Consider the following 19,245-nt stretch of genomic DNA (forward strand, 5'->3'; position numbering starts at 1 on the left):
TTCCTCGCGAACGTCGAAGCGCCCCGTGCAGGAGTCCCTCGGACTCCCGCACGGGGCGCTTCCTGACGCTCAGGCCGACGCGCTCAATGCCTTCTCGATGACCTCGGTGGCCTCTTGTGCGGACCGCTTCGACGACCCGGTGGCCGGCGCGGCACTCGCGGCACGGGCGGCGACCGACAGCGGCCGACCGTCGAGGTGCGTCGACAGGTTCATGCAGACGAACGGCCAGGCGCCCTGGTTCTCCGGCTCTTCCTGCGCCCACACGACGTCGGCGTCCGGGTAGCCAGCGAGGACCTCGAGGATGCGCTCGAGGGGGAGCGGCGCGAGCTGCTCGAGTCGAACGAGCGCGACGTCGGTGACCCCGCGCTTGTCCACCTCGGCGCGCAGGTCGTGGTGCACCTTGCCGGAGTGCAGCACCACGCGGCGGACCGTCGCCTTGTCGGCCACCCGGTCGTCGTCGATCACTTCCTCGAACGTGCCGTTCGTGAAGGCCTCGACCGCGCTCGTCGCTTGGCGCAGGCGGAGCATGGCCTTCGGGGAGAACACGATCAGCGGCTTCTGCGGACGCTCCCACGCCTGACGACGCAGCAGGTGGAAGTACGACGCCGGGGTCGACGGGCGGGCGACGACCATGTTGTCCTCGGCGCACAGCTGCAGGTAGCGCTCGATGCGGGCGGACGAGTGGTCCGGTCCCTGGCCCTCGTAGCCGTGCGGCAGCAGCAGGACGAGGCCGGAGCGCTGCCCCCACTTCTGCTCGGCGGACGAGATGAACTCGTCGATGACGGTCTGGGCACCGTTGGCGAAGTCGCCGAACTGCGCCTCCCACAGCACGAGTGCCTCGGGCCGCTCGACCGAGTAGCCGTACTCGAACGCCATCGCCGCGTACTCGCTGAGCAGCGAGTCGTAGATGGTGAACCGAGCCTGGTCCTCGGTGAGGTTCGACAGCGGCAGCCACTCCTGGCCGTTCGACCGGTCGTGGAACACCGCCTGGCGCTGGACGAAGGTGCCGCGGCGGGCGTCCTGCCCGGCGAACCGGACCGGCTTGCCCTCGACCAGCAGCGAACCGATCGCCATGAGCTCGGCCATCGCCCAGTCCACGCCGCCGTTGCGCGTCATGTCGGTGCGCTTCGACAGCAGCTGCTGCAGCTTCGGGTGGATCGAGAAGCCGGCGGGCGGGTTGCTGTGTGCGTCCCCGATGGAGCGGACGAGCTCTTCGGACACGGCGGTCTCGCGGACCTCGACCTCGGAGTCGTCCTGCTGCGCCGCCGGGCGTTCGAGCCCCTGCACGGCGCCGTCGTCGTCGACCTGGATCACCGGGATGGTGCCGGTCTGCGCCTCGTGCGTCTCGGCGAAGGCCCGTTCCAGGCGGTCCTGGAAGTCGCGGTGCGCCTCGTCGTACTCTTCCTGCGTGATGTCCCCGCGGCCGACGAGGGCCTCGGTGTAGAGCGTGCGGACGGACCGCTTCGCCTCGATCAGGTTGTACATGAGCGGCTGGGTCATCGAGGGATCGTCGCCCTCGTTGTGCCCGCGGCGGCGGTAGCAGATGAGGTCGATGACGACGTCACGGTGGAACGCCTCGCGGTACGCGAACGCCAGGTCGGCGACGCGTGCGACGGCCTCGGGGTCGTCGCCGTTCACGTGGAAGATCGGCGCCTGGATCGTCTTGGCGACGTCCGTGGAGTACACCGAGCTGCGGGCCGACTCGGGCGGGGTGGTGAACCCGACCTGGTTGTTGATGACCAGGTGCACGGTGCCGCCCGTGCGGTAGCCGCGGAGCTGCGACATCTGCAGTGTCTCGACGACCACGCCCTGACCGGCCATCGCCGCGTCACCGTGCACGAGCACCGGCAGGACGTTGGTCGAGCCGGGGCCCTGCTTGTCCTGCTTGGCGCGGACGATGCCCTCGAGCACGCCGTCGACGGCCTCGAGGTGGGACGGGTTCGCCGCGATCGTCACGGGGATGCTCGAGCCGTCCGAGGTGCGGAACAGTCCCTCGGTGCCGACGTGGTACTTCACGTCGCCGGATCCCTGACCGGACACCGAGCCCGGCAGGGACGAGCCCTCGAACTCACGGAAGATCTGGCCGTAGGTCTTGCCGGCGATGTTCGTCAGGACGTTCAGGCGACCGCGGTGGGCCATGCCGATCGCGACCTCGGCCAGGCCGACACCGGCGGCGTGCTGGATGAGCGTGTCGAGGAAGGCGATGGTCGACTCCCCGCCCTCGAGTGAGAAGCGCTTCTGCCCGACGTACTTGGTCTGCAGGAAGGTCTCGAACGCCTCGGCCTCGTTGAGCTTGCCGAGGACGCGCAGCTGTTCGTCCTTCGACGGCTTCGAGTAGGGCACCTCGATGCGTTCCTGCACCCAGCGGCGCTGCTCGGGGTCCTGGATGTGCATGTACTCGATGCCGACGGTGCGGCAGTAGGCGTCGCGCAGGATCCCGAGGACGTCGCGCAGCGGAGCACTCGTCGTGCCGGCCAGCCCGCCGGTGACGAACTCGCGGTCGAGGTCCCAGAACGTCAGCCCGTGGCTCTCGATCTCGAGGTCGGGGTGCGTGCGCTGGCGGTACTCGAGCGGGTCGATGTCGGCCATCAGGTGCCCGCGGACGCGGTAGCTGTTGATGAGCTCCTGCACGCGAGCGGTCTTGTTGACCCGGTGCGCCAGGTCGACGTTGATGTCGTTCGCCCACTGGATCGGCTTGTACGGGATCCGGAGCGCCGCGAAGATGCCGTCGTAGAAGCCGTGCTCGCCGATGAGGCGTTCGTGCACGTGCTTGAGGTACTCGCCCGAACCGGCACCCTGGATGACCCGGTGGTCGTAGGTGCTGGTCAGGGTGATCGTCTTGCCGATGCCGAGCTCGACGAGCGTCTTCGACGCCGAACCCTGGAACTGCGCCGGGTACTCGAGGGCGCCCGCGCCGATGATGGAGCCCTGCCCCTTCGTCAGGCGGGGGACCGAGTGCACGGTGCCGATGCCGCCCGGGTTCGTGAGCGAGATCGTGGTGCCCTGGAAGTCGGCCGGCGTCAGCTTGTTGTCACGGGCCCGCTTGACCAGGTCCTCGTAGGCCGACAGGAACTGGCCGAAGGTCAGGGTCTCCGCGCGCTTGATGCTCGGCACGAGGAGCGATCGGGTGCCGTCCTTCTTCGGGACGTCGATCGCGATGCCGAGGCCCACGTGCGCCGGGGCGACGACGAACGGCTTGCCGTCGCGCTCCTCGTAGAACACGTTCTGGCTCGGGAAGTCCTTGAGCGCCTGCACCATCGCCCACCCGATGAGGTGGGTGAACGAGATCTTGCCGCCGCGGGCACGGCGCAGGTGGTTGTTGATGACGATCCGGTTGTCGATCATCAGCTTCGCCGGGATCGTCCGGACGCTCGTGGCCGTGGGGACCGTGAGCGAGGCGTCCATGTTCGACGCCAGGGTCTTCGCCATGCCCCGGAGCGGGGTGGCCACGTCTTCGTGGGTCTCCTCGTGGTCGTCGGCGGCGTCGTTGGCCTCGGCCGGGATCGGCGGCGGGGTCGGCTGGCGCGACGTGGTCTTCGCCTGGATCGGACCACCCTGCGCCGCCGCCTGCTGCGGGGCGGGCGCGTCGCCGGTCGCGGGCTGCTGCGTGGTCGACTGCGCCGGTGTCGAGGACTGCTGGTCAGCTGCCGGAGCGCCGCCGACCTGCGTGCGGTGGTAGCTCTCGAGGACCGGCCACCAGGACTTGTCGACCGACTCCTTGTCCGCGACGAACTGCTCGTAGAGCTCGTCGACGAGCCACTCGTTCGCCCCGAATTCGCCCGCGGTCTCGTCCGTTCCGGTCAGATGGCTCGACACAGCCGATCGCCCACTCTCCGTCGATAGATGCTCGTGTGTGTCGTGCGGTGCAACCCTGCCCCGCACAGGTGCCAAGCCTAGCCGCTCGCACATGTCCGTTCGGTGTCAGCCGCGGCGCGAGTCGGGGCCCGGTCCGGCCTCCGGGCGGAGCCGTACAGTGGGGCGCATGAGGTTCTACGAGACGCGGCCGACACACGACCTGACCTACTCCGACGTCTTCCTCGTCCCGAGCCGTTCCGGCGTGACGAGCCGCTTCGACGTCGACCTCGCCTCGAACGACGGCAGCGGTGCGACGATCCCGATCGTGAGCGCCAACATGAACTCGGTCACCGGTCCGCGTCTCGCCGCGACCCTGGCCCGGCGCGGGGGCCTCGGCGTCCTGCCGCAGGACATGCACCTGCAGGACCTCGACGCCGCGATCCGCTGGGTGAAGGACCAGCCGGTCGACTACGACACCGCCTACGACATGGGCTCGTCCACCACCGTCGCCGAGGCGCTCGAGCAACTGCTGCCCGTCGCCGGTCGGGGCGTGGTGGTCCGCGACGCCGCCGGAGAGTACCTCGGGTGCGTCCCCGCCAGCCGGCTCGGCGACGCCGGCCCAGACGCGACGCTCGGCGACCTGCTGCACGGCGCCTCGACCGCGATCGACGCCGAGGACGCCGGCACACCCCGCCACGTCTACGACGTGCTGAGCGGCGCCGAGGTCGACTTCGCGCCCGTCGTGCGGCACGGCAAGGTCGTCGGCACCACGAGCCGGACCAGTGCCATCCGCTCCGACATCTACACGCCGGCCGTCGACGCGTCGGGTCGTCTGCGCGTCGCGGCCGCGATCGGCATCAACGGCGACGTCGCTGCCAAGGCGCAGGCCCTCGCCGCCGCCGGGGTCGACGTGCTCGTGCTCGACACGGCGCACGGACACCAAGAGGGCATGCTCCGCGCGCTCCGCACCGTCGCCGCACTGCGGCTCGGCATCCCGCTCGTCGCCGGCAACGTCGTCACCGCCGACGCCGTCGCCCACCTCGTCGACGCGGGCGCGGACATCATCAAGGTCGGTGTCGGACCCGGCGCCATGTGCACCACGCGCATGATGACCGCCGTCGGTCGGCCGCAGTTCTCCGCCGTGCTCGAGACCGCAGCCGCCGCCCGGTCGCTCGGCGCGCACGTCTGGGCCGACGGCGGGGTCCGCTACCCGCGCGACGTCGCCCTGGCACTGGCGGCCGGCGCCTCGGCCGTGATGATCGGCTCGTGGTTCGCCGGCACCCTCGAAGCGCCGGGTGTGCTCCGTCGCGACGCCGCCGGCAAGGCCTACAAGGAGAGCTGGGGCATGGCGTCCGCCAAGGCCGTCCGCGAGCGCTTCGAGCGGCTCGACCCGTACGAGCGGGCCCGCAAGGAGCTCTTCGCCGAGGGGATCTCGTCGTCGACGATCTACCTCGACCCGGAGCGCCCGAGCGTCGAGGACCTGCTCGACATGATCACCACGGGCGTCCGGAGCTCCGCCACCTACGCGGGCGCCGCGTCGCTCGCCGAGTTCTCCGAGCGTGCCCTGGTCGGCATCCAGTCCGCCGCCGGCTACGAAGAGGGCAAGCCGCTCCCCGTCAGCTGGTAGCGCGCGCAGGCGGGCGCGGCCCTGGTCGCGACCACGAACGGACGGGAGGCACGGTGCCAGCTGGCGCCGTGCCTCCCGTCCGTCTGTTCCCGCGTCTACCGGCGCCGGGTCGCGTCCTCGACCTCGCCGACGAGCTCCTCGAGGATGTCCTCGAGGAAGAGCACACCGAGGGTCCGGCCGTCGGCGTCGAACGCCCGCGCGACGTGGCGGCCCGCGGCCCGCATGGTGGCCAGGGCGTCCTCCAGGTCCATCTCCGTGTAGAGCGAGATGAGCTGGCGGATGCGCTTCGGCGGCACCGGGTCGTCGAACTCGTCCGGCCGCAGGTCGATGACGTCCTTCACGTGCACGTAGCCCGTGGGGGAGCCGTCCTCGCCGACGAGCACGTACCGCGAGAACCCGCGCTGCGCCACCGCACGCTCGACGTCCGCCGGGGTGGCGTCCTCGGGCAGGGTGACGAGCTCGGCCATCGGCACGGCGACGTCGCGGACCTTCTTCTCGGTGAACTCGAACGCCAGGGCGAGCTTGCCGTCGTCGGTGAGGGTGCCCTCGCGGCGGGACTGCTCCACGATGGTCTGCACCTCTTCCACCGTGAAGGCGCTGACGGCTTCGTCCTTGGGTTCGACGCGGAACAGGCGCAGCACGGCGTTCGCGACCTCGTTCAGGCCGACGATGACCCAGTGCAGGCCGTGGCCGATGTACCAGAGCGTCGGCACGAGCAGCAGTGCTGCCCGGTCCGGCATCGAGAACGAGATGTTCTTCGGGACCATCTCGCCGAACACCACGTGCAGGAACGAGACGAGCAGCAGCGTGATCACGAACGCCACGGTGCCGATGACCTCGACGCTCCAGCCCGTCAGGTGCAGCGGGACCTCGAGCAGGTGGTGGATCGCCGGCTCGGAGACGTTCAGGATGAGCAGCGAGCAGACCGTGATGCCGAGCTGCGTGGTCGCGAGCATGCGGGTGGCGTGCTCCATGGCCCACAGGGTCATCTGCGCGGCCTTCGAGCCTTCTTCTGCGCGCGGTTCGATCTGGGAGCGGCGGGCGGAGATGACGGCGAACTCGGCGGCGACGAAGTACGCGTTGCCGAGCAGCAGCACGAAGAGCCAGAAGATACCCCACCAGTCGGAGCTCATCGGGTACTGCCCTTCGTGGCGGGGATGATGATGGCGGTCGCCGCGGTGTCCGTCGGCGGGGGCGTCGGGGTCCAGCGGATGCGGTCGATCCGGCGGCCGTCCAGGCGTTCGACCCGGAAGACGCCGCCGTCGAGCGGGACCTCGTCACCGACGACTGGCAGGCGGCCGAGCGTGGACATGAGGAAGCCGCCGACGGTCTCGTACGGGCCGTCCTCCGGCACCTTCACGCCGGCGCGGTCCTCGAGCTCGTCGGGACGCAGGAGACCGGGAAAGGTCAGCCAGTCGCGGGAGCGGACCACGTCGATGCGCGCGCGGTCGTGCTCGTCGGAGACCTCGCCGACGATCTCCTCGATGAGGTCCTCGAGCGTGACGACCCCGGCGGTGCCGCCGTACTCGTCGACCACGATGACCATCTGGTAGCCGCGGCCGCGGACCTCGGCGAGCAGGGTGTCGCCCGGCATCGTCTCGGGCACGCGTTCGGCATCGGTCATGAGTGCACCGACGGGGACCTCCGGGCGCTTCTCGCGGGGGACGGCGACGGCCTGCTTGACGTGCACGATGCCGACGACGTCGTCCGCGTCCTCCTCGATGACGGGGAAGCGGCTGAAGCCGGTCTTGCGGGCGAGGGCGATGACGTCCTGCGCGGACTCGGACACCCGGATGGTCGAGAGCCGCGGGCGTGGCGTCATGACGTCGCTGGCGCTGAGCTCCGAGAACGAGATCGTCCGCTGGAGGAGCGTCGCGGTGTCCTGCTCGAGCGACCCCTCGGACGCCGAACGGCGGAGCAGCGAGGTGAGCTCCTCGGCGCTGCGAGCACCGGACAGTTCCTCTTGCGGCTCGATGCCGATCGACCGCAGCACGGCGTTCGCGGTGCCGTTGAGCACTGCGACCGCCGGCTTGAACACGGTCGTGAAGGCGATCTGCAACGGCACGACGAGCTTCGCGGTCTGCAGTGGAAGCGCGAGCGCGAAGTTCTTCGGCACGAGCTCGCCGAGGATCATCGACAGCAGGGTCGCGATGACGAGCGCGATGATCGATCCGACGGTCTCGACGATGCCCTCGGGCAGGTTCATCGCCAGGAACGGCGCCTCGAGCAGCTTCGCGATGGACGGCTCGAGCAGGTAGCCGGTGAGCAGCGTGGTCAGCGTGATGCCGAGCTGCGCACTCGACAGGTGCGTCGAGGTGACCTTCAACGCCCCGATGACGGGTGCCAGGCCCGGCTCACCGCGGTCGCGACGCGCTTCGACGTCGGCGCGGTCGAGGTTGACCAGCGCGAACTCGGACGCGACGAAGACGCCGGTGCCGAGTGTCAGCAGGATGCCGCCGACGAGCATGACGATGTCGATCGGACTCATGATTCACCCCCGTCCGCGCACGGGGATGACGTGCAGCTCACCGAGTGAGCGGCGGATGAGTGAGGCGAAGAACTATTCGGGGGATCGTCCACAGTGCTGCCAATCGTACTGCCTGCCCGAGGGGCCGACCGAGAATCCGTTCAGGAAGGCCGCGCGTCTACGCCGTGACCCGCGCGCGGTGGTACTGCTGCGGCTCGTAGTCGACGGTCACGCCGAGCTCGACGGCCACGCGCAGCGGGAACCCCGGGTCGCGCAGGAACTCGCGGCCCACCATCACCACGTCGGCCTGGCCGGTCGCGACGATCTGCTCGGCCTGGAACCCCTCGGAGATCATGCCGACCGCGATGGTGCCGATGCCGGCGTCGCGCTTGATCGCCGCGGCGTGCGGCACCTGGTAGCCGGGGCCGACCGGGATCGGCGCGCTCGCGACGTTGCCGCCGGTCGAGACGTCGGCCAGGTCCGCGCCGTGCTCCGCAGCCCACCGGGCGACCTGCGTGGTCTCGTCGAGCGTGAGCCCGCCGTCCACCCAGTCGGTCGCCGAGAACCGCACGACGATCGGGAAGCCCTCGCCGACCTCGGCACGGACGGCGTCGACGACCTCGAGCAGCGCCCGGGCACGGTGCTCGAGCGATCCGCCGTACTGGTCGGTGCGGTGGTTGCTCAGCGGCGAGAGGAACTGGTGCAGAAGGTACCCGTGGGCGGCGTGGATCTCGACCAGGTCGAACCCGGCCTCGACGGCGCGGCGAGCGGACTGCGCGAACGCCAGTGCGACGACCCGGATGTCCTCGGTCTCCAGCTCGCGCGGGACCGCGTAGCCGTCGAAGGCCACGGCGGACGGCGCGACGGTGGACCAGCCGCCCTGGTCGGCGGGGACCGAACCGTGCGTGGACTCCCACGGTCGGAACGTCGACGCCTTGCGGCCGGCGTGGGCGAGCTGGACACCGGCGGCAGCGCCCTGCGCGTGCAGGAAGTCGACGATCGGCTTGAAGGCGTCGCGCTGCTGGTCGTTCCAGAGCCCGAGGTCCTGCGGGCTGATCCGGCCCTCCGGCACCACGCCGGTCGCCTCGACGACGACCAGACCGGCACCGCCCTTGGCGAAGCCGCCCAGGTGGACGAGGTGCCACGCGGTCGGCACGCCGTCCTGCTCCTCGGCCGAGTACTGGCACATCGGGGAGACCCAGATGCGGTTGCGGACCGTCAGGTCGCGGATGGTGATCGGCTCGAACAGGGCGTGCGTCACGCGGGACTCCTCAGGGGACGGGCGCCGGCTCGACCGCGAGTTCCGTCAGGAACGACCGCAGTGACGCCGACGACGTGTAGTGGTGGCCGACCGCCCCGATCGCTTCCGCGCCGGTGGCGTTCTCGGCCCTGTTGTCCACGAACACCATCTGCTGCGGCTCGATTCCCAGACGCGCGCACGTGTCGCGGTAGATGGATGCGTCGGGCTTCAGGACCTGCTCCTCGGCGCTCACCACCACCGTCTCGAACAGCGAGCCCATCGGGGAGCGTCGGTACGGGTCACCGAAGTCGAAGCCGGCGTTCGACAGCAGCGCCACCCGGGTGCCGGCGTCGTGCAGCTCCTCGACGATCGCCAGGGTCTCCGGCTCGACCTCGAACCAGCCCGTGAAGTCGACGGCCCAGAGCCGGTGGATGTCCGTGATGCTCCAGGTGCGCCCGACGCGCTCGCCGATGGCCCGCCAGTACGCCACGACGGACAGGTCGCCGCGGTCGAGGTCGTGACGGAGCTCCTGGTAGACGGGGAACAGTTCGTCGGCGGGCACCCCGGTCAGCTCGACGAGGGCATCGCGCGACGCGTGCGGCGTCCGGCTGATCACCTCGCCGTAGTCGAAGACCACCACGCGACCAGGCAGGAACAGGCTCATGCGCTCCACCGTAACGTGGGGCCGGTGAACGACTTCGTGCCCGTCCAGCCGTCCGATGCCGCCGCGTGGGTGACCGCGCCGACAGGGGAGTCCACCAAGTACCGCCGTGGAGTTCTCGGCATCGCGACCGGCTCCGACCAGTACCCGGGTGCCGCGGTGCTCGGGGTCGACGCCGCGGTCCACACCGGTGTCGGCATGGTCCGCTACGTCGGGCCGTCGCGGGCGTCGGACCACGTCCTGGCGCGTCGCCCCGAGTCCGTCGCCGGCGTCGGTCGGGTGCAGGCCTGGCTCGTCGGCTCGGGCATCTCGGCGTCGTCGCTGGGCGACCTGGACGACACGACCGCCTCGGCCTTCATGCACGCTTCGGACGACGGCGTCCCGGTCGTGGTCGACGCGGGCGCGATCCCGCTCGTCGACCTCGGGCCGCTCGCCGTCCTGACCCCGCACGCGGGCGAGCTCGCGTCCTTGCTCGGCGTCGCCCGCGAGTCGATCGAGCAGGATCCCGCCGCCGCGGCGCTCCGTGCCGCCGAGCAGACCGGCAGCGTCGTCCTGCTCAAGGGCGAGCGCACGCACGTTGTCACGCCGGACGGATCGGTGCGGCTCGTGGCGTCGTCGGCGACGCCGTGGCTCGCGGCGGCCGGTGCCGGGGACGTGCTCGGCGGGGTGCTCGGCGCGCTCGTGGCGTCGCGGCAGGGTTCCGTCGAGGCTGCGGGGTCGTCGCTGACGCCGTCGGACCTCGCGCACCTGGCCGCGTCGGCCGCGGTGGTGCACGGGCTCGCGGCGCGGCGGGCGTCCGGTGGCGGGCCGTTCCCGATGACGGGGCTCATCGCCGAGCTGCCCGGGGTCGTGCGGGACCTGGTCGTGGACGGCGACGCGCGCGGGTAGCGGTCGGTGCGCATGCATCTTCCGACGATGCACGAGGCGATCGACGCGTGTTCTGTCGGAAGATGCGCACGCAACGGGTTCGTGCGCATGTTCCGACGGGACACCACCGGTTCGACGGGTGGAAGGTCGCAACATGCGCACGCATGCGCGAGGCGGCGCGGCCTGGAACGCGAGCGGGGACGGACGGGAGGCCCGTGGCGGGGCCGCCACGGGCCTCCCGTCCGCCTGTCGCGCACGTCGCGGGCGTGACGCGCGTCGCGGACGTCAGCTCGCGGGGGTCGCGTGCACCAGGAACTCGACCGTGCCGGAGTCGTCGACCTTCACGAAGCCGAGGCTCGGCGCCTGCACGCCGTAGTCCGAGAACGTGACCGGGATCGAGCCGGAGATGTCGACGCCGTCGCCGTTCAGGCCGACCTGCAGGTCGGCGGTGACGTCCTTCGTGACCCCGTGCAGCGTGAGCTTGCCGGTCGCGGTGACCGTCGTCGTGTCCGAGCCGCTCGGGACCGCGTCGGTGATCGGCTCGGCGAGTTCGAACGTGGCCTCGGGGAAAGCGGAGGTGTCCATCGCGGAGTCGCGGAAGTACGAGTCGCGCTGGTCCGAGTCGGTGGCGATGTCGGCGACCTGCACCGTGATCGTCGCCTTCGTGATGCTCGTGCCGTCGACGGTCGCGCTGCCGGAGACGCTGTCGGTGCGGCCCGTGACGGTCACGTCGGAGCCGTTGAGGACCTCGTGCAGGCGGTAGCCGGCCTCGGAGTCGCCGCCGACCGTCCACTCGCCGGACAGGTCGGCGTCGTCGAGGGTGGAGGCCTCGCGGCTGGCGGCCACGGACGGTGCCGCCGACGCCTTCGCGTTCTCGTTGCTCGTGTAGACGTTGGTCGCGACGATCGCCCCGATGACGCCGAGCACGACGACGGCGGCGATGACGGAGATCCAGATGACGGCCTTGCGGCGCCCGCGCGGGGTTTCGGTGGTCACGAGCAAGACGGTGACACGTCATGGTTGGGGGAGCCTGGGATTCTCAGCCGGTCCGGGTGCGTTCGCTGCCGGTTCGGGTGCGTTCCCTGCCGGTACGCTCGTCCGGTGTTGAGGACCGGGAACCCGTGGATCGAACGCGTCGGGTTCGTCCTGGCGTTCGCCGCCGTGCACGCGGCGCTGTGGTGGCTGACCGCGGTCTCGGCGAACCTCCCCCTCGGCGACGTCACCATCACCTACAGCCGGTGGATCGAGACCGGGCGGAGCGCGGACTTCTGGGTCGGGATCGACGGCGAGTGGGTCTACCCGATCCTGGCGATCGTGCCGATGGCCGCCGCAGCACTCGGCGGGATCGCGTCGATCGGCTCCGGGTGGCTGCTGTTGATGGTGCTGCTCGACGCCGTGGCGTGCGCATTCCTGTGGCGGTTCCGGGCGCGTGGCGCGTTCGGCTCGCGAGCGGACGGCTCGTCGTCGCGTGGCGTGCGGGTCGTGTGGTGGTGGCTCGCCTTCCTGCTCGCACTCGGGCCGATCGCGCTCGGCCGCATCGACACGGTGGCGACGGTGTTCGCGTTGGTCGGCGTGGCCTTCGTCGCCTCGCGGCCGGCGGTCGCCTCGGCGCTGTTCACGGCCGGCGCCTGGACGAAGGTCTGGCCGGCTGCGCTCGTCGCCGTGCTGCTGCTCCTGCGCAGGGGGCACCGCCGCGGCGTGCTGTCGGGGGCGCTCGTGCTCAGCGCGCTGATCGTGCTCGTCGACGTGCTCTGGGGTGGTGCACCGTACCTGCTGTCGTTCATCGGGGAGCAGACCGGGCGCGCGTTGCAGATCGAGTCGCCGCTCGCGACGCCGTTCATGTGGGCGGCGGCGTTCGGGGCGCCGGGCGCGGCCGTGTTCTACAACCAGCAGATCCTGACGTTCGAGGTCTCCGGTGCCGGCACGCACGCCGCTGCCGCGGTCTCGACGCCGCTGATGGCCCTCGTGTTCGTCGCCGGTATGGTGCTCGCGCTGTGGGCAGCCCGCCGCGGCGCCCGTCGGGCCGAGCTCGCGCCCGTGCTCGCGCTGCTGTTCGTCGCCGCGCTCATCGCCACCAACAAGGTCGGGTCCCCGCAGTACATCGGGTGGCTCGCCGTGCCGATCGTGTGGGGGCTCGCCGCCGGGACGCCGAGTGTGCGCCGGTTCGTGCCGATCGCGATCGCCGCACTGCCCACCGCTGTGCTGACACAACTGATCTACCCGGCGTACTACGACCAGGTGCTCACGCTGCAGCCGTGGATGCTCGTGGTGCTGACGCTGCGGAACGTGCTCGAGGTGGCGGTCCTTGCGTGGACGGTGGTCGAGCTCGTGCGGATGGGCCGGGGCGCGGGCAGGATGGACGCATGATCGTCGCCTTCTCCGTTGCTCCGTCCGGTGGTCCCTCCGATCAGGCGGACGGCTCCGTGCACGATGCCGTCGCCGCGGCCGTGCGGGTGGTCCGCGAGAGCGGCCTGCCGAACCGGACGTCGTCGATGTTCACCGAACTCGAGGGGGAGTGGGACGAGGTCATGGACGTCGTCAAGCGCGCCACCGAGGCCGTGGGCGCCTACGGTACGCGGGTGTCGCTCGTGCTCAAGGCCGACATCCGACCAGGGCACACCGGCGAGATCGACGGCAAGCTCGAGCGGCTCGAAGCGGCGCTCGGCGAGTAGCGATCAGCGCTCGGCGGCCGCGCTCGGCTCCGCGCTCCGCGCTCAGCGCTTGTCGCGCCGCCGTGCCCGGGTTCGACGGCGGAGGTCCGGTCCGAGCACCACGAACACGGTGAGCAGCGCGGTGCCGGCGAGTACGGCGATGAGCACGATGACCATGCCCATCGGGTCGGTGGCGTCCTCGCAGTTCGCGGGCGCACCGGCGCGGCACGAAGCGAGCACGGTGGCGGTGAGCGTCGCGTGCTCATTGAACATCGAGGGCCGGCGCGACACGCCGACGCCCTCCCGCGGATGTCGGTGGTCGGGTGTCTCATGGCCCGTATCGAGCCACGTCCGGTGGCCCCGAGACGACGAGGAGCGCGTGATGATCCACGACGGCTGGTGCCCTGACTGCGACCTGCGAACGGTCGTCATCGACACGGACGAACAGGGCGAGAACGCCTGGGCCACGTGCGCCGAGTGCGGCGTCGGCTGGACGCACCGTGACGAGCTCCCCGAACTCGCGCCCGCATCGACGCGTCCTGCCCACACGGAGCGTCAGGCAGCCTGAGGCCGTCCCCTTCGGTCATGACGGCGTCCGTCCCGGCGGACCGAGCTGGCTCGGGTCGCCGGGCTTCCGTTCGGCCTTTGGAGCGGTCTACACTGCTCGGACCGGATGGTCGTCGCCACCCGGACCGTCCCGTTCGCTGCTGAACCCGGACCGGCACCCCGATCGGGCGTGGCCGCGCTGCCGATCGGCACGTGCGCTGCGACGACCGCGGGACGCCTCCGTCACCACCGTCGCCCAGGCGACACCGTCCAGCCGACACCCCGATCCGACGCCGCCCGTGCAGGACGTCGTCCGAGAACAGGCCCCATGTCACAGCTCACGCCTGCGCGTCGCACCGCCGCGCTCATCTCGCTCGCCCTCGGCGGCTTCGCCATCGGGTCGACCGAGTTCGTCGCGATGGGCCTGCTGCCGAACATCGCGCAGGCGCTGCTGCCGCAGCAGTACGGCCTCGACCCGGACGCCGGTATCGCGCACGCGGGCTGGCTCGTCAGTGCCTACGCCCTCGGGGTCGTCGTCGGTGCCCCCACCATCGCGGCGATGTCGGCGAGGTTCCCGCGCAAGGGCCTGATCCTCGTGCTGCTCGTCGGGTTCGTCCTCGCGACGGTCGCGAGCGCCCTGCTGCCGTCGTTCGGCCTGGTGCTCGTGGCCCGCTTCGTCGCCGGCCTGCCGCACGGCGCGTACTTCGGCATCGCCTCGATCGTCGCCGGCGACATGATGGGCCCGGGCAAGCGCGGCAAGGGCATCGCGATGGTGCTGCTCGGCCTGTCGGTCGCGAACGTCGTCGGTGTCCCCGCGATCACCTGGGTCGGGCAGCTCGCCGGCTGGCGGATCGCCTACGGCGTCGTCGCCGCACTGTTCGCGCTCACGTTCCTCGCCGTCGCGGCCTTCGTGCCGAAGAGCGCCCGTGACGAGCACGCGACGATCGGCCGGGAGCTCCGCGCCTTCCGTGTGCCGCAGGTCTGGATCGTGATGGGCCTCGGCGCCGTCGGGTTCGGTGGGTTCTTCGCCGTCTACTCGTACATCTCGCCGCTCGTGCAGCACGTCACCGGCATGCCCGAGTCGTTCGTGCCGATCGTCCTGGTGGTCGTGGGCATCGGCATGGTCGTCGGCGGCATCCTGGGCGGACACCTCGCCGACCACAGTGTGAAGCGCACGATCTACTTCGGCATGTTCTCGCTCATCGGTGCGCTCCTGATCACGGTGCTGACCGCGCAGTGGCTCTGGGGCATGCTCCTCGGCGCGTTCCTGCTCGGGGCCACCTCGTCGGCGATCCCGCCGGCGGTGCAGTCGAGGCTGATGGACGTCGCCGGCGACGCCCGGACGATCGCCGCGGCGCTCAACCACTCGGCGTTCAACATCGGCAACTCGCTCGGCGCGGCACTCGGTGGTGCGGTCATCGCGGCCGGCTTCGGGTTCGTCGCACCGGGCTGGCTCGGCATCGTCCTCGCGCTGCTCGGCGTCCTCGTCACGATGGTCAGCTACTCGGTCGAGCGTCGCACCACCCTGCGCTCCCCGTCGCCGAGCACCGGCCCGATCACCGCGCCCGTCCCCATCCACTGATCGCGCGCGGGCGCCGCCAGCGCGGTTCGCGAAAGCGGCACTCTGCCGCGAACTGTTCGCGGCAGACTGTCGCTTCGGCGGAAGGGACCGCCGGCATCGGCGGCAGAGTGTCGCTGCAGCGGCACGGACCGCAGGCCGGTCCCGATCGCCTGACCCCGCGCGGTGGGCGTGCCCACCCATCGGACGGGAGGCCCGTCGCGACGCCGCCACGGGCCTCCCGTCCGATGTGGTGTGCGGCAGACCGCCCATGGTGAGCAGCAATGGTCGGGTTCCGTGATGGGACCCGACCATTGCTGCTCACGAAGCGGGCATGGGCCGCGCGTGCGCCGCGCGCTACAGACCCAGTGGGCCGCCGTCCTGCACGATGATGCCGTCGGTGATCGCCCGCTTCCGGAGCGCCACCTTCGTGCCCACGTCGAAGCCCGCGACGCGGTACTTCTCGCGGATGCGCTTGAGGTAGCTCTTCGCGGTCTCCTCGGAGATGCCGAGCTGGTAGGCGACGCTCTTCACGGGCTCGCCACCGCCGTAGAGCGCCATGACGCGACGCTCCTGGGCGCTGAGCTTCGGGACGCCGCCGACGTCGCCGCTGTTGATGGCCAGGTCGAGCTCGGCGGAGACGTACTGCTCACCGCGCTGGGCGGAACGGATCGCCTCGACGATCATGTCCGCGTCCTCGCTCTTCACCAGGTAGCCGAGGGCACCGGCCGCCAGGGCCTCGCGCACCACGTTCGGCTCCGAGTAGGTGCTCATCACGACGGTCTTCACGCCGGCGGTCTTGAGCGTCGAGATCTTCAGCGACACCGGGATGGAGTCCTTGAGGTCCAGGTCGAGCAGCACCACGTCCACCGGGAACGCCGGGCTCGTCAGGAGCTCGGGCCAGGTCGTGACGGCGGCCACCAGCGTGATGTCGTCGGCGGCGCTCCGGATCCACTCCGTGAGCGCACCGAGGAGCATCCTGTGGTCGTCGACGAGTGCGAGTCGGATGGGTTCCTCTGGAGTCGCCATGCGGGCGTCCTTTCTCGGGGGCAGTTCGTGCCCGATCCTAGGAGGGAGGGGCACGTGGCACGGGCAGGCTGTCCGGGTGTCCGGCAGCTACATCGACGGATGTCGGTCCACGACGCAGTGGGCGACGATGTGGAGCGCGCCGTCGCGGACGGTCTCGGTGTACGGACCGATGCGCTGCAGGGCACTCCAGGCGGTGGGGCCGAGGCGTCGGCGCTGGACGCCGCGGGACTCGATCACGACCGGCACGTCCATCCGCTCGTCGGTGACGGGGTGGCCGTCGGACCCGACCGGGCCGAGCGTGACCGAGACGACCGGCAGACCGGGGGTGGCGGTGCGGCCGTCGCCGACCATCTGCCACAGGGCCTGCAGCAGTCCGTCGCGCTGGGCGGGGGTGAGGTGTCCGGCGAGGGCACCCGGATCGGCGACGCTCACCGAACGCCCGAGGTGGTCGGACTCCGTGATCGCGTGGTACAGCCAGGTCTCGCGTCGGCCCTCGATGAGGTGCAGGCGGAGCTCGGTCGCGAGCGAGGCGGCGACGGAACTCGAGGCGTCTGACAGCGGCAGGGGATCGGTGCCGTTCGCGACGGCGTCGAGCAGCTTCTCGGCGGCCAGGTCGAGTCGGGCGAGCTCGTCCGAGGCGAGCATGCCGACGGCGAACTGCGGCGCCTGCACGTTGCTCTGCACGAGCACCCGGTCGAGTTCCCGCTGCACGAGCTGCCGGAACCGCTGCACGACGTACAGGGCGATCGACGGCGGCACGACGACCAAGGCCAGCAGGGACACGATGCCCGGCAGCGTGTCGTTGGTGATCGGGGTCGAGGCGACGCTCATGCCGATGAACGCCAGACCGAGCACCGCGATGGCGGCGGCGACCTCGCGGGCCGGCCGGAGCGTCGCGATCGGCAACAGTGCGAAGCCCGCGGCGATCGACGCCGACGCGGTGTGGGCGATGTCGTGCTCGGGCCAGATCCCGATGAAGTCGAGGGTCACGACACACGCGAGCACCACGCAGATCAGCACGAAGGCCAGCCCGGTCAGCCGCTCGCCGTAGGTCAGCACGCTCAGGCCGACACCGACCGCGGCGACGATGTAGAGCATCCAGGCGGCTGCGGGCAACCACGGGTCGGAGAAGTCGGACCAGCGGACCAGGAAGTACACGATGCCGGAGACGGCCTCGATCGCGGTGAGCACCGCGGCGCCGAGGCCGAGGTACCCGGCTCCGAGCGAGGCGCCGGGCTTGGCGGCCTGGCGGAGCGACCGTGCGCCGGTCGAGGTCGAGGGGAGCCCGCGGGCCTGCCGACGCTCGCTGGTGCGGTAGCGCTCGCGCGCCTCGCGGCGGGTGCGGGGCGGTTGCTGGCCGGTCGACTCGCCCGGCAGGCCCCGGCTGATGGTGTCCTCGGGGACCCGGGTCATCGCGGTGCCTCCAGGACGACGGTGGTGCCGGAACCCGGCGCGGAGAAGAGCTTGGCGTCGCCGCCGACCTCGCGCAGGCGGCTCACGACGCTCTCCTTGAAGCCGAGTCGTTCGGCGCTGACGGTGGTCAGGTCGAACCCGACGCCGGAGTCCGTGACCATGGCGCGCACCATGTCGTTGTCGTGGACGATCGTGACGTGCGCCTCGCCGACACCGGCGTGCCGGCGGACGTTCTCGAGGCACTCGCCGAGCGCCAGCAGGAACGCGTCGAGCACGTGCGACGGCAGCAGCACCTGACCGGTGCCGTGCCAGCTGACCTCGAGGCCCATCCGCCCGAAGCGCTGCTTCACCGACTCGAGGGTCTGGCCGAGCGGCGACTCCTCTTCGCGGGTGAGTGAGTAGTCGCCCGACTGCGACGGCTGCGGGGTCGCGCCGAGTCGCAGGTGGCGCAGGAGCCGGGCGTCCTCGGCGGCCTGCTCGCGCATGGCCTGCTCGGAGACCCCGACACCGGAGTGTGCGAGGAGCGTGAGCGTCGCGAGGACCGTGTCGTGCAGCAGCCGCGCACCCTGCCGCCGCTGTGCCTCGGTCTCGCTGGCCTGGCGTTCGGCGCGGTGCGCGGTGCCGATGCTGTAGATCCGTCGGGCGACGCGGGGGATGCTGCGCGAGATCCAGACGGCCACGACCGCGATGAGCACCCAGCCGAGCAGGGCGCCGCTGACGGGCGTCGACAGGACCGTGCCGGTTGCCCAGACCATCACGACCACGACGACGCCACCCGCGGCGATGGTGAGTCCGAGGCCAACGGGGTGCCCGCGCTGCGCCATCAACGGTGCGGAGAGGGAACCGCCCGCGAGCGTCATGACGGCGCTGGCGACGAGCGGGCGGACCGACTCGTCCACCCCGGAGAACAGGAGCGCGAGCGAGGCGAGCCCCGTGACGAGGATGGCGGCGGTCCACCACACGGTGCCGCTGCGGCCGAAGAACACGAACGCCGCCACCATCGCGGCGATGCACAGCAGGGCGCCCACGAGCGGCAGGGCAGGGACGGCGGCGGCGGAGACCACGCCGACGACGCTGATGAGCGCGCAGACGATGCCCACGACACGGGTCGTCGCCCGCAGCAAGCGGTCGCGTTCCTGTGCGATGAATTCCATCGATGTCCTGGTTGGTGACGAGCTGGTGTGACGGGTCGTGCGGGTCGTGCGGGGAAACCGAGCCTCGTTCAGTCCGGGCTCGCAGCCATCCAACCACGGGCGACACCCGTTGGGGGGTGTTCGGCGCGCCGTGCCGTGCACGCCGCGCGTGCCGCCGTCCTGCCGCGGGTGTCGCGGGTGCCGCGCGCGCCGCCGTCCCGCCGCGGGTGCCGTGCGCGCCGTGTCACGCGCGCTGTG

16 protein-coding genes are annotated in these 19,245 nt (G+C 71.2%); 6 read left to right on the forward strand and 10 right to left on the reverse strand.

The window, feature by feature from the left end:
• Window positions 1-69: 69 nt before the first annotated feature.
• Window positions 70-3,816 carry a multifunctional oxoglutarate decarboxylase/oxoglutarate dehydrogenase thiamine pyrophosphate-binding subunit/dihydrolipoyllysine-residue succinyltransferase subunit gene (locus OGL88_RS14955; protein WP_263091940.1) on the reverse strand — a complete coding sequence of 1,249 codons (3,747 nt, stop codon included), beginning with the start codon at window positions 3,814-3,816 and terminating at the stop codon, window positions 70-72.
• A 166-nt stretch (window positions 3,817-3,982) separates the two neighbouring features.
• On the opposite strand from OGL88_RS14955, the gene OGL88_RS14960 reads away from it, so the two are divergent.
• Window positions 3,983-5,422 carry a GuaB1 family IMP dehydrogenase-related protein gene (locus OGL88_RS14960; protein WP_123312335.1) on the forward strand — a complete coding sequence of 480 codons (1,440 nt, stop codon included), beginning with the start codon at window positions 3,983-3,985 and terminating at the stop codon, window positions 5,420-5,422.
• Window positions 5,423-5,517: 95 nt separating this feature from the next.
• On the opposite strand, the gene OGL88_RS14965 is transcribed toward OGL88_RS14960, so the two are convergent.
• From OGL88_RS14965 to OGL88_RS14980, 4 genes are all read right to left on the reverse strand, one after another.
• Window positions 5,518-6,555 (reverse strand): hemolysin family protein, encoded by a 1,038-nt coding sequence (locus tag OGL88_RS14965; RefSeq protein WP_111086420.1) that lies wholly within the window; start codon window positions 6,553-6,555, stop codon window positions 5,518-5,520.
• Window positions 6,552-7,910 carry a hemolysin family protein gene (locus OGL88_RS14970; protein ID WP_263091941.1) on the reverse strand — a complete coding sequence of 453 codons (1,359 nt, stop codon included), beginning with the start codon at window positions 7,908-7,910 and terminating at the stop codon, window positions 6,552-6,554. The genes OGL88_RS14965 and OGL88_RS14970 overlap by 4 nt, the downstream gene beginning before the upstream one ends.
• Before the next feature lie 157 nt (window positions 7,911-8,067).
• On the reverse strand, window positions 8,068-9,150 hold the full coding sequence (locus OGL88_RS14975) for an NADH:flavin oxidoreductase/NADH oxidase (protein ID WP_263091942.1): 1,083 nt from the start codon (window positions 9,148-9,150) through the stop codon (window positions 8,068-8,070).
• A gap of 10 nt (window positions 9,151-9,160) precedes the next feature.
• Complete coding sequence (locus tag OGL88_RS14980) at window positions 9,161-9,793, reverse strand: HAD family hydrolase (protein WP_263091943.1); 633 nt, start codon at window positions 9,791-9,793, stop codon at window positions 9,161-9,163.
• A 24-nt stretch (window positions 9,794-9,817) separates the two neighbouring features.
• Between OGL88_RS14980 and OGL88_RS14985 the strand changes: the two genes are divergently transcribed.
• Window positions 9,818-10,678 carry an ADP-dependent NAD(P)H-hydrate dehydratase gene (locus tag OGL88_RS14985; protein ID WP_263091944.1) on the forward strand — a complete coding sequence of 287 codons (861 nt, stop codon included), beginning with the start codon at window positions 9,818-9,820 and terminating at the stop codon, window positions 10,676-10,678.
• A 264-nt stretch (window positions 10,679-10,942) separates the two neighbouring features.
• Here OGL88_RS14985 and OGL88_RS14990 read toward each other — a convergent pair whose 3' ends face one another.
• Window positions 10,943-11,653, reverse strand: coding sequence for a YceI family protein (locus OGL88_RS14990; protein WP_263091945.1), 711 nt, complete (start codon window positions 11,651-11,653; stop codon window positions 10,943-10,945).
• A gap of 105 nt (window positions 11,654-11,758) precedes the next feature.
• On the opposite strand from OGL88_RS14990, the gene OGL88_RS14995 reads away from it, so the two are divergent.
• Both OGL88_RS14995 and OGL88_RS15000 read left to right on the forward strand, forming a co-directional pair.
• Window positions 11,759-13,024, forward strand: a complete 1,266-nt coding sequence (locus tag OGL88_RS14995; RefSeq protein WP_263091946.1) for a hypothetical protein — start codon at window positions 11,759-11,761, stop codon at window positions 13,022-13,024.
• Window positions 13,021-13,329 carry a thiamine-binding protein gene (locus OGL88_RS15000; RefSeq protein WP_263091947.1) on the forward strand — a complete coding sequence of 103 codons (309 nt, stop codon included), beginning with the start codon at window positions 13,021-13,023 and terminating at the stop codon, window positions 13,327-13,329. The genes OGL88_RS14995 and OGL88_RS15000 overlap by 4 nt, the downstream gene beginning before the upstream one ends.
• Before the next feature lie 42 nt (window positions 13,330-13,371).
• Here OGL88_RS15000 and OGL88_RS15005 read toward each other — a convergent pair whose 3' ends face one another.
• Entirely contained in the window at window positions 13,372-13,599 is a 228-nt protein-coding gene (locus OGL88_RS15005; RefSeq protein ID WP_263091948.1) for a hypothetical protein, read from the reverse strand.
• Window positions 13,600-13,690: 91 nt separating this feature from the next.
• On the opposite strand from OGL88_RS15005, the gene OGL88_RS15010 reads away from it, so the two are divergent.
• Window positions 13,691-13,876, forward strand: coding sequence for a hypothetical protein (locus tag OGL88_RS15010; protein WP_205462566.1), 186 nt, complete (start codon window positions 13,691-13,693; stop codon window positions 13,874-13,876).
• 306 nt (window positions 13,877-14,182) lie between these two features.
• Window positions 14,183-15,436 (forward strand): MFS transporter, encoded by a 1,254-nt coding sequence (locus tag OGL88_RS15015; protein ID WP_263091949.1) that lies wholly within the window; start codon window positions 14,183-14,185, stop codon window positions 15,434-15,436.
• Window positions 15,437-15,769: 333 nt separating this feature from the next.
• Here the strand turns inward: OGL88_RS15015 and OGL88_RS15020 are convergent, their stop codons facing one another.
• The 3 genes from OGL88_RS15020 to OGL88_RS15030 form a co-directional block, all read right to left on the reverse strand.
• Window positions 15,770-16,441 carry a response regulator transcription factor gene (locus tag OGL88_RS15020; protein WP_111086410.1) on the reverse strand — a complete coding sequence of 224 codons (672 nt, stop codon included), beginning with the start codon at window positions 16,439-16,441 and terminating at the stop codon, window positions 15,770-15,772.
• A gap of 87 nt (window positions 16,442-16,528) precedes the next feature.
• Window positions 16,529-17,854, reverse strand: coding sequence for a hypothetical protein (locus OGL88_RS15025; RefSeq protein WP_263091950.1), 1,326 nt, complete (start codon window positions 17,852-17,854; stop codon window positions 16,529-16,531).
• Window positions 17,851-19,008 (reverse strand): sensor histidine kinase, encoded by a 1,158-nt coding sequence (locus OGL88_RS15030; protein WP_263091951.1) that lies wholly within the window; start codon window positions 19,006-19,008, stop codon window positions 17,851-17,853. The genes OGL88_RS15025 and OGL88_RS15030 overlap by 4 nt, the downstream gene beginning before the upstream one ends.
• Window positions 19,009-19,245: the final 237 nt, after the last annotated feature.

This window comes from Curtobacterium sp. RIT-PI-V, assembly GCF_025642935.1.
Taxonomy (GTDB): Bacteria; Actinomycetota; Actinomycetes; order Actinomycetales; family Microbacteriaceae; genus Curtobacterium.

Excerpts from the sequence above, each read along its gene's own strand:
- OGL88_RS15030 (WP_263091951.1), bottom strand. The coding sequence starts at position 19,008 with ATGGAATTCATCGCACAGGAACGCGACCGCTTGCTGCGGGCGACGACC.
- OGL88_RS14980 (WP_263091943.1), bottom strand. The coding sequence starts at position 9,793 with ATGAGCCTGTTCCTGCCTGGTCGCGTGGTGGTCTTCGACTACGGCGAG.
- OGL88_RS14970 (WP_263091941.1), bottom strand. The coding sequence starts at position 7,910 with ATGAGTCCGATCGACATCGTCATGCTCGTCGGCGGCATCCTGCTGACA.
- OGL88_RS15010 (WP_205462566.1), top strand. The coding sequence starts at position 13,691 with ATGATCCACGACGGCTGGTGCCCTGACTGCGACCTGCGAACGGTCGTC.
- OGL88_RS15025 (WP_263091950.1), bottom strand. The coding sequence starts at position 17,854 with ATGACCCGGGTCCCCGAGGACACCATCAGCCGGGGCCTGCCGGGCGAG.
- OGL88_RS14965 (WP_111086420.1), bottom strand. The coding sequence starts at position 6,555 with ATGAGCTCCGACTGGTGGGGTATCTTCTGGCTCTTCGTGCTGCTGCTC.
- OGL88_RS15020 (WP_111086410.1), bottom strand. The coding sequence starts at position 16,441 with ATGGCGACTCCAGAGGAACCCATCCGACTCGCACTCGTCGACGACCAC.
- OGL88_RS15000 (WP_263091947.1), top strand. The coding sequence starts at position 13,021 with ATGATCGTCGCCTTCTCCGTTGCTCCGTCCGGTGGTCCCTCCGATCAG.
- OGL88_RS15015 (WP_263091949.1), top strand. The coding sequence starts at position 14,183 with ATGTCACAGCTCACGCCTGCGCGTCGCACCGCCGCGCTCATCTCGCTC.
- OGL88_RS14960 (WP_123312335.1), top strand. The coding sequence starts at position 3,983 with ATGAGGTTCTACGAGACGCGGCCGACACACGACCTGACCTACTCCGAC.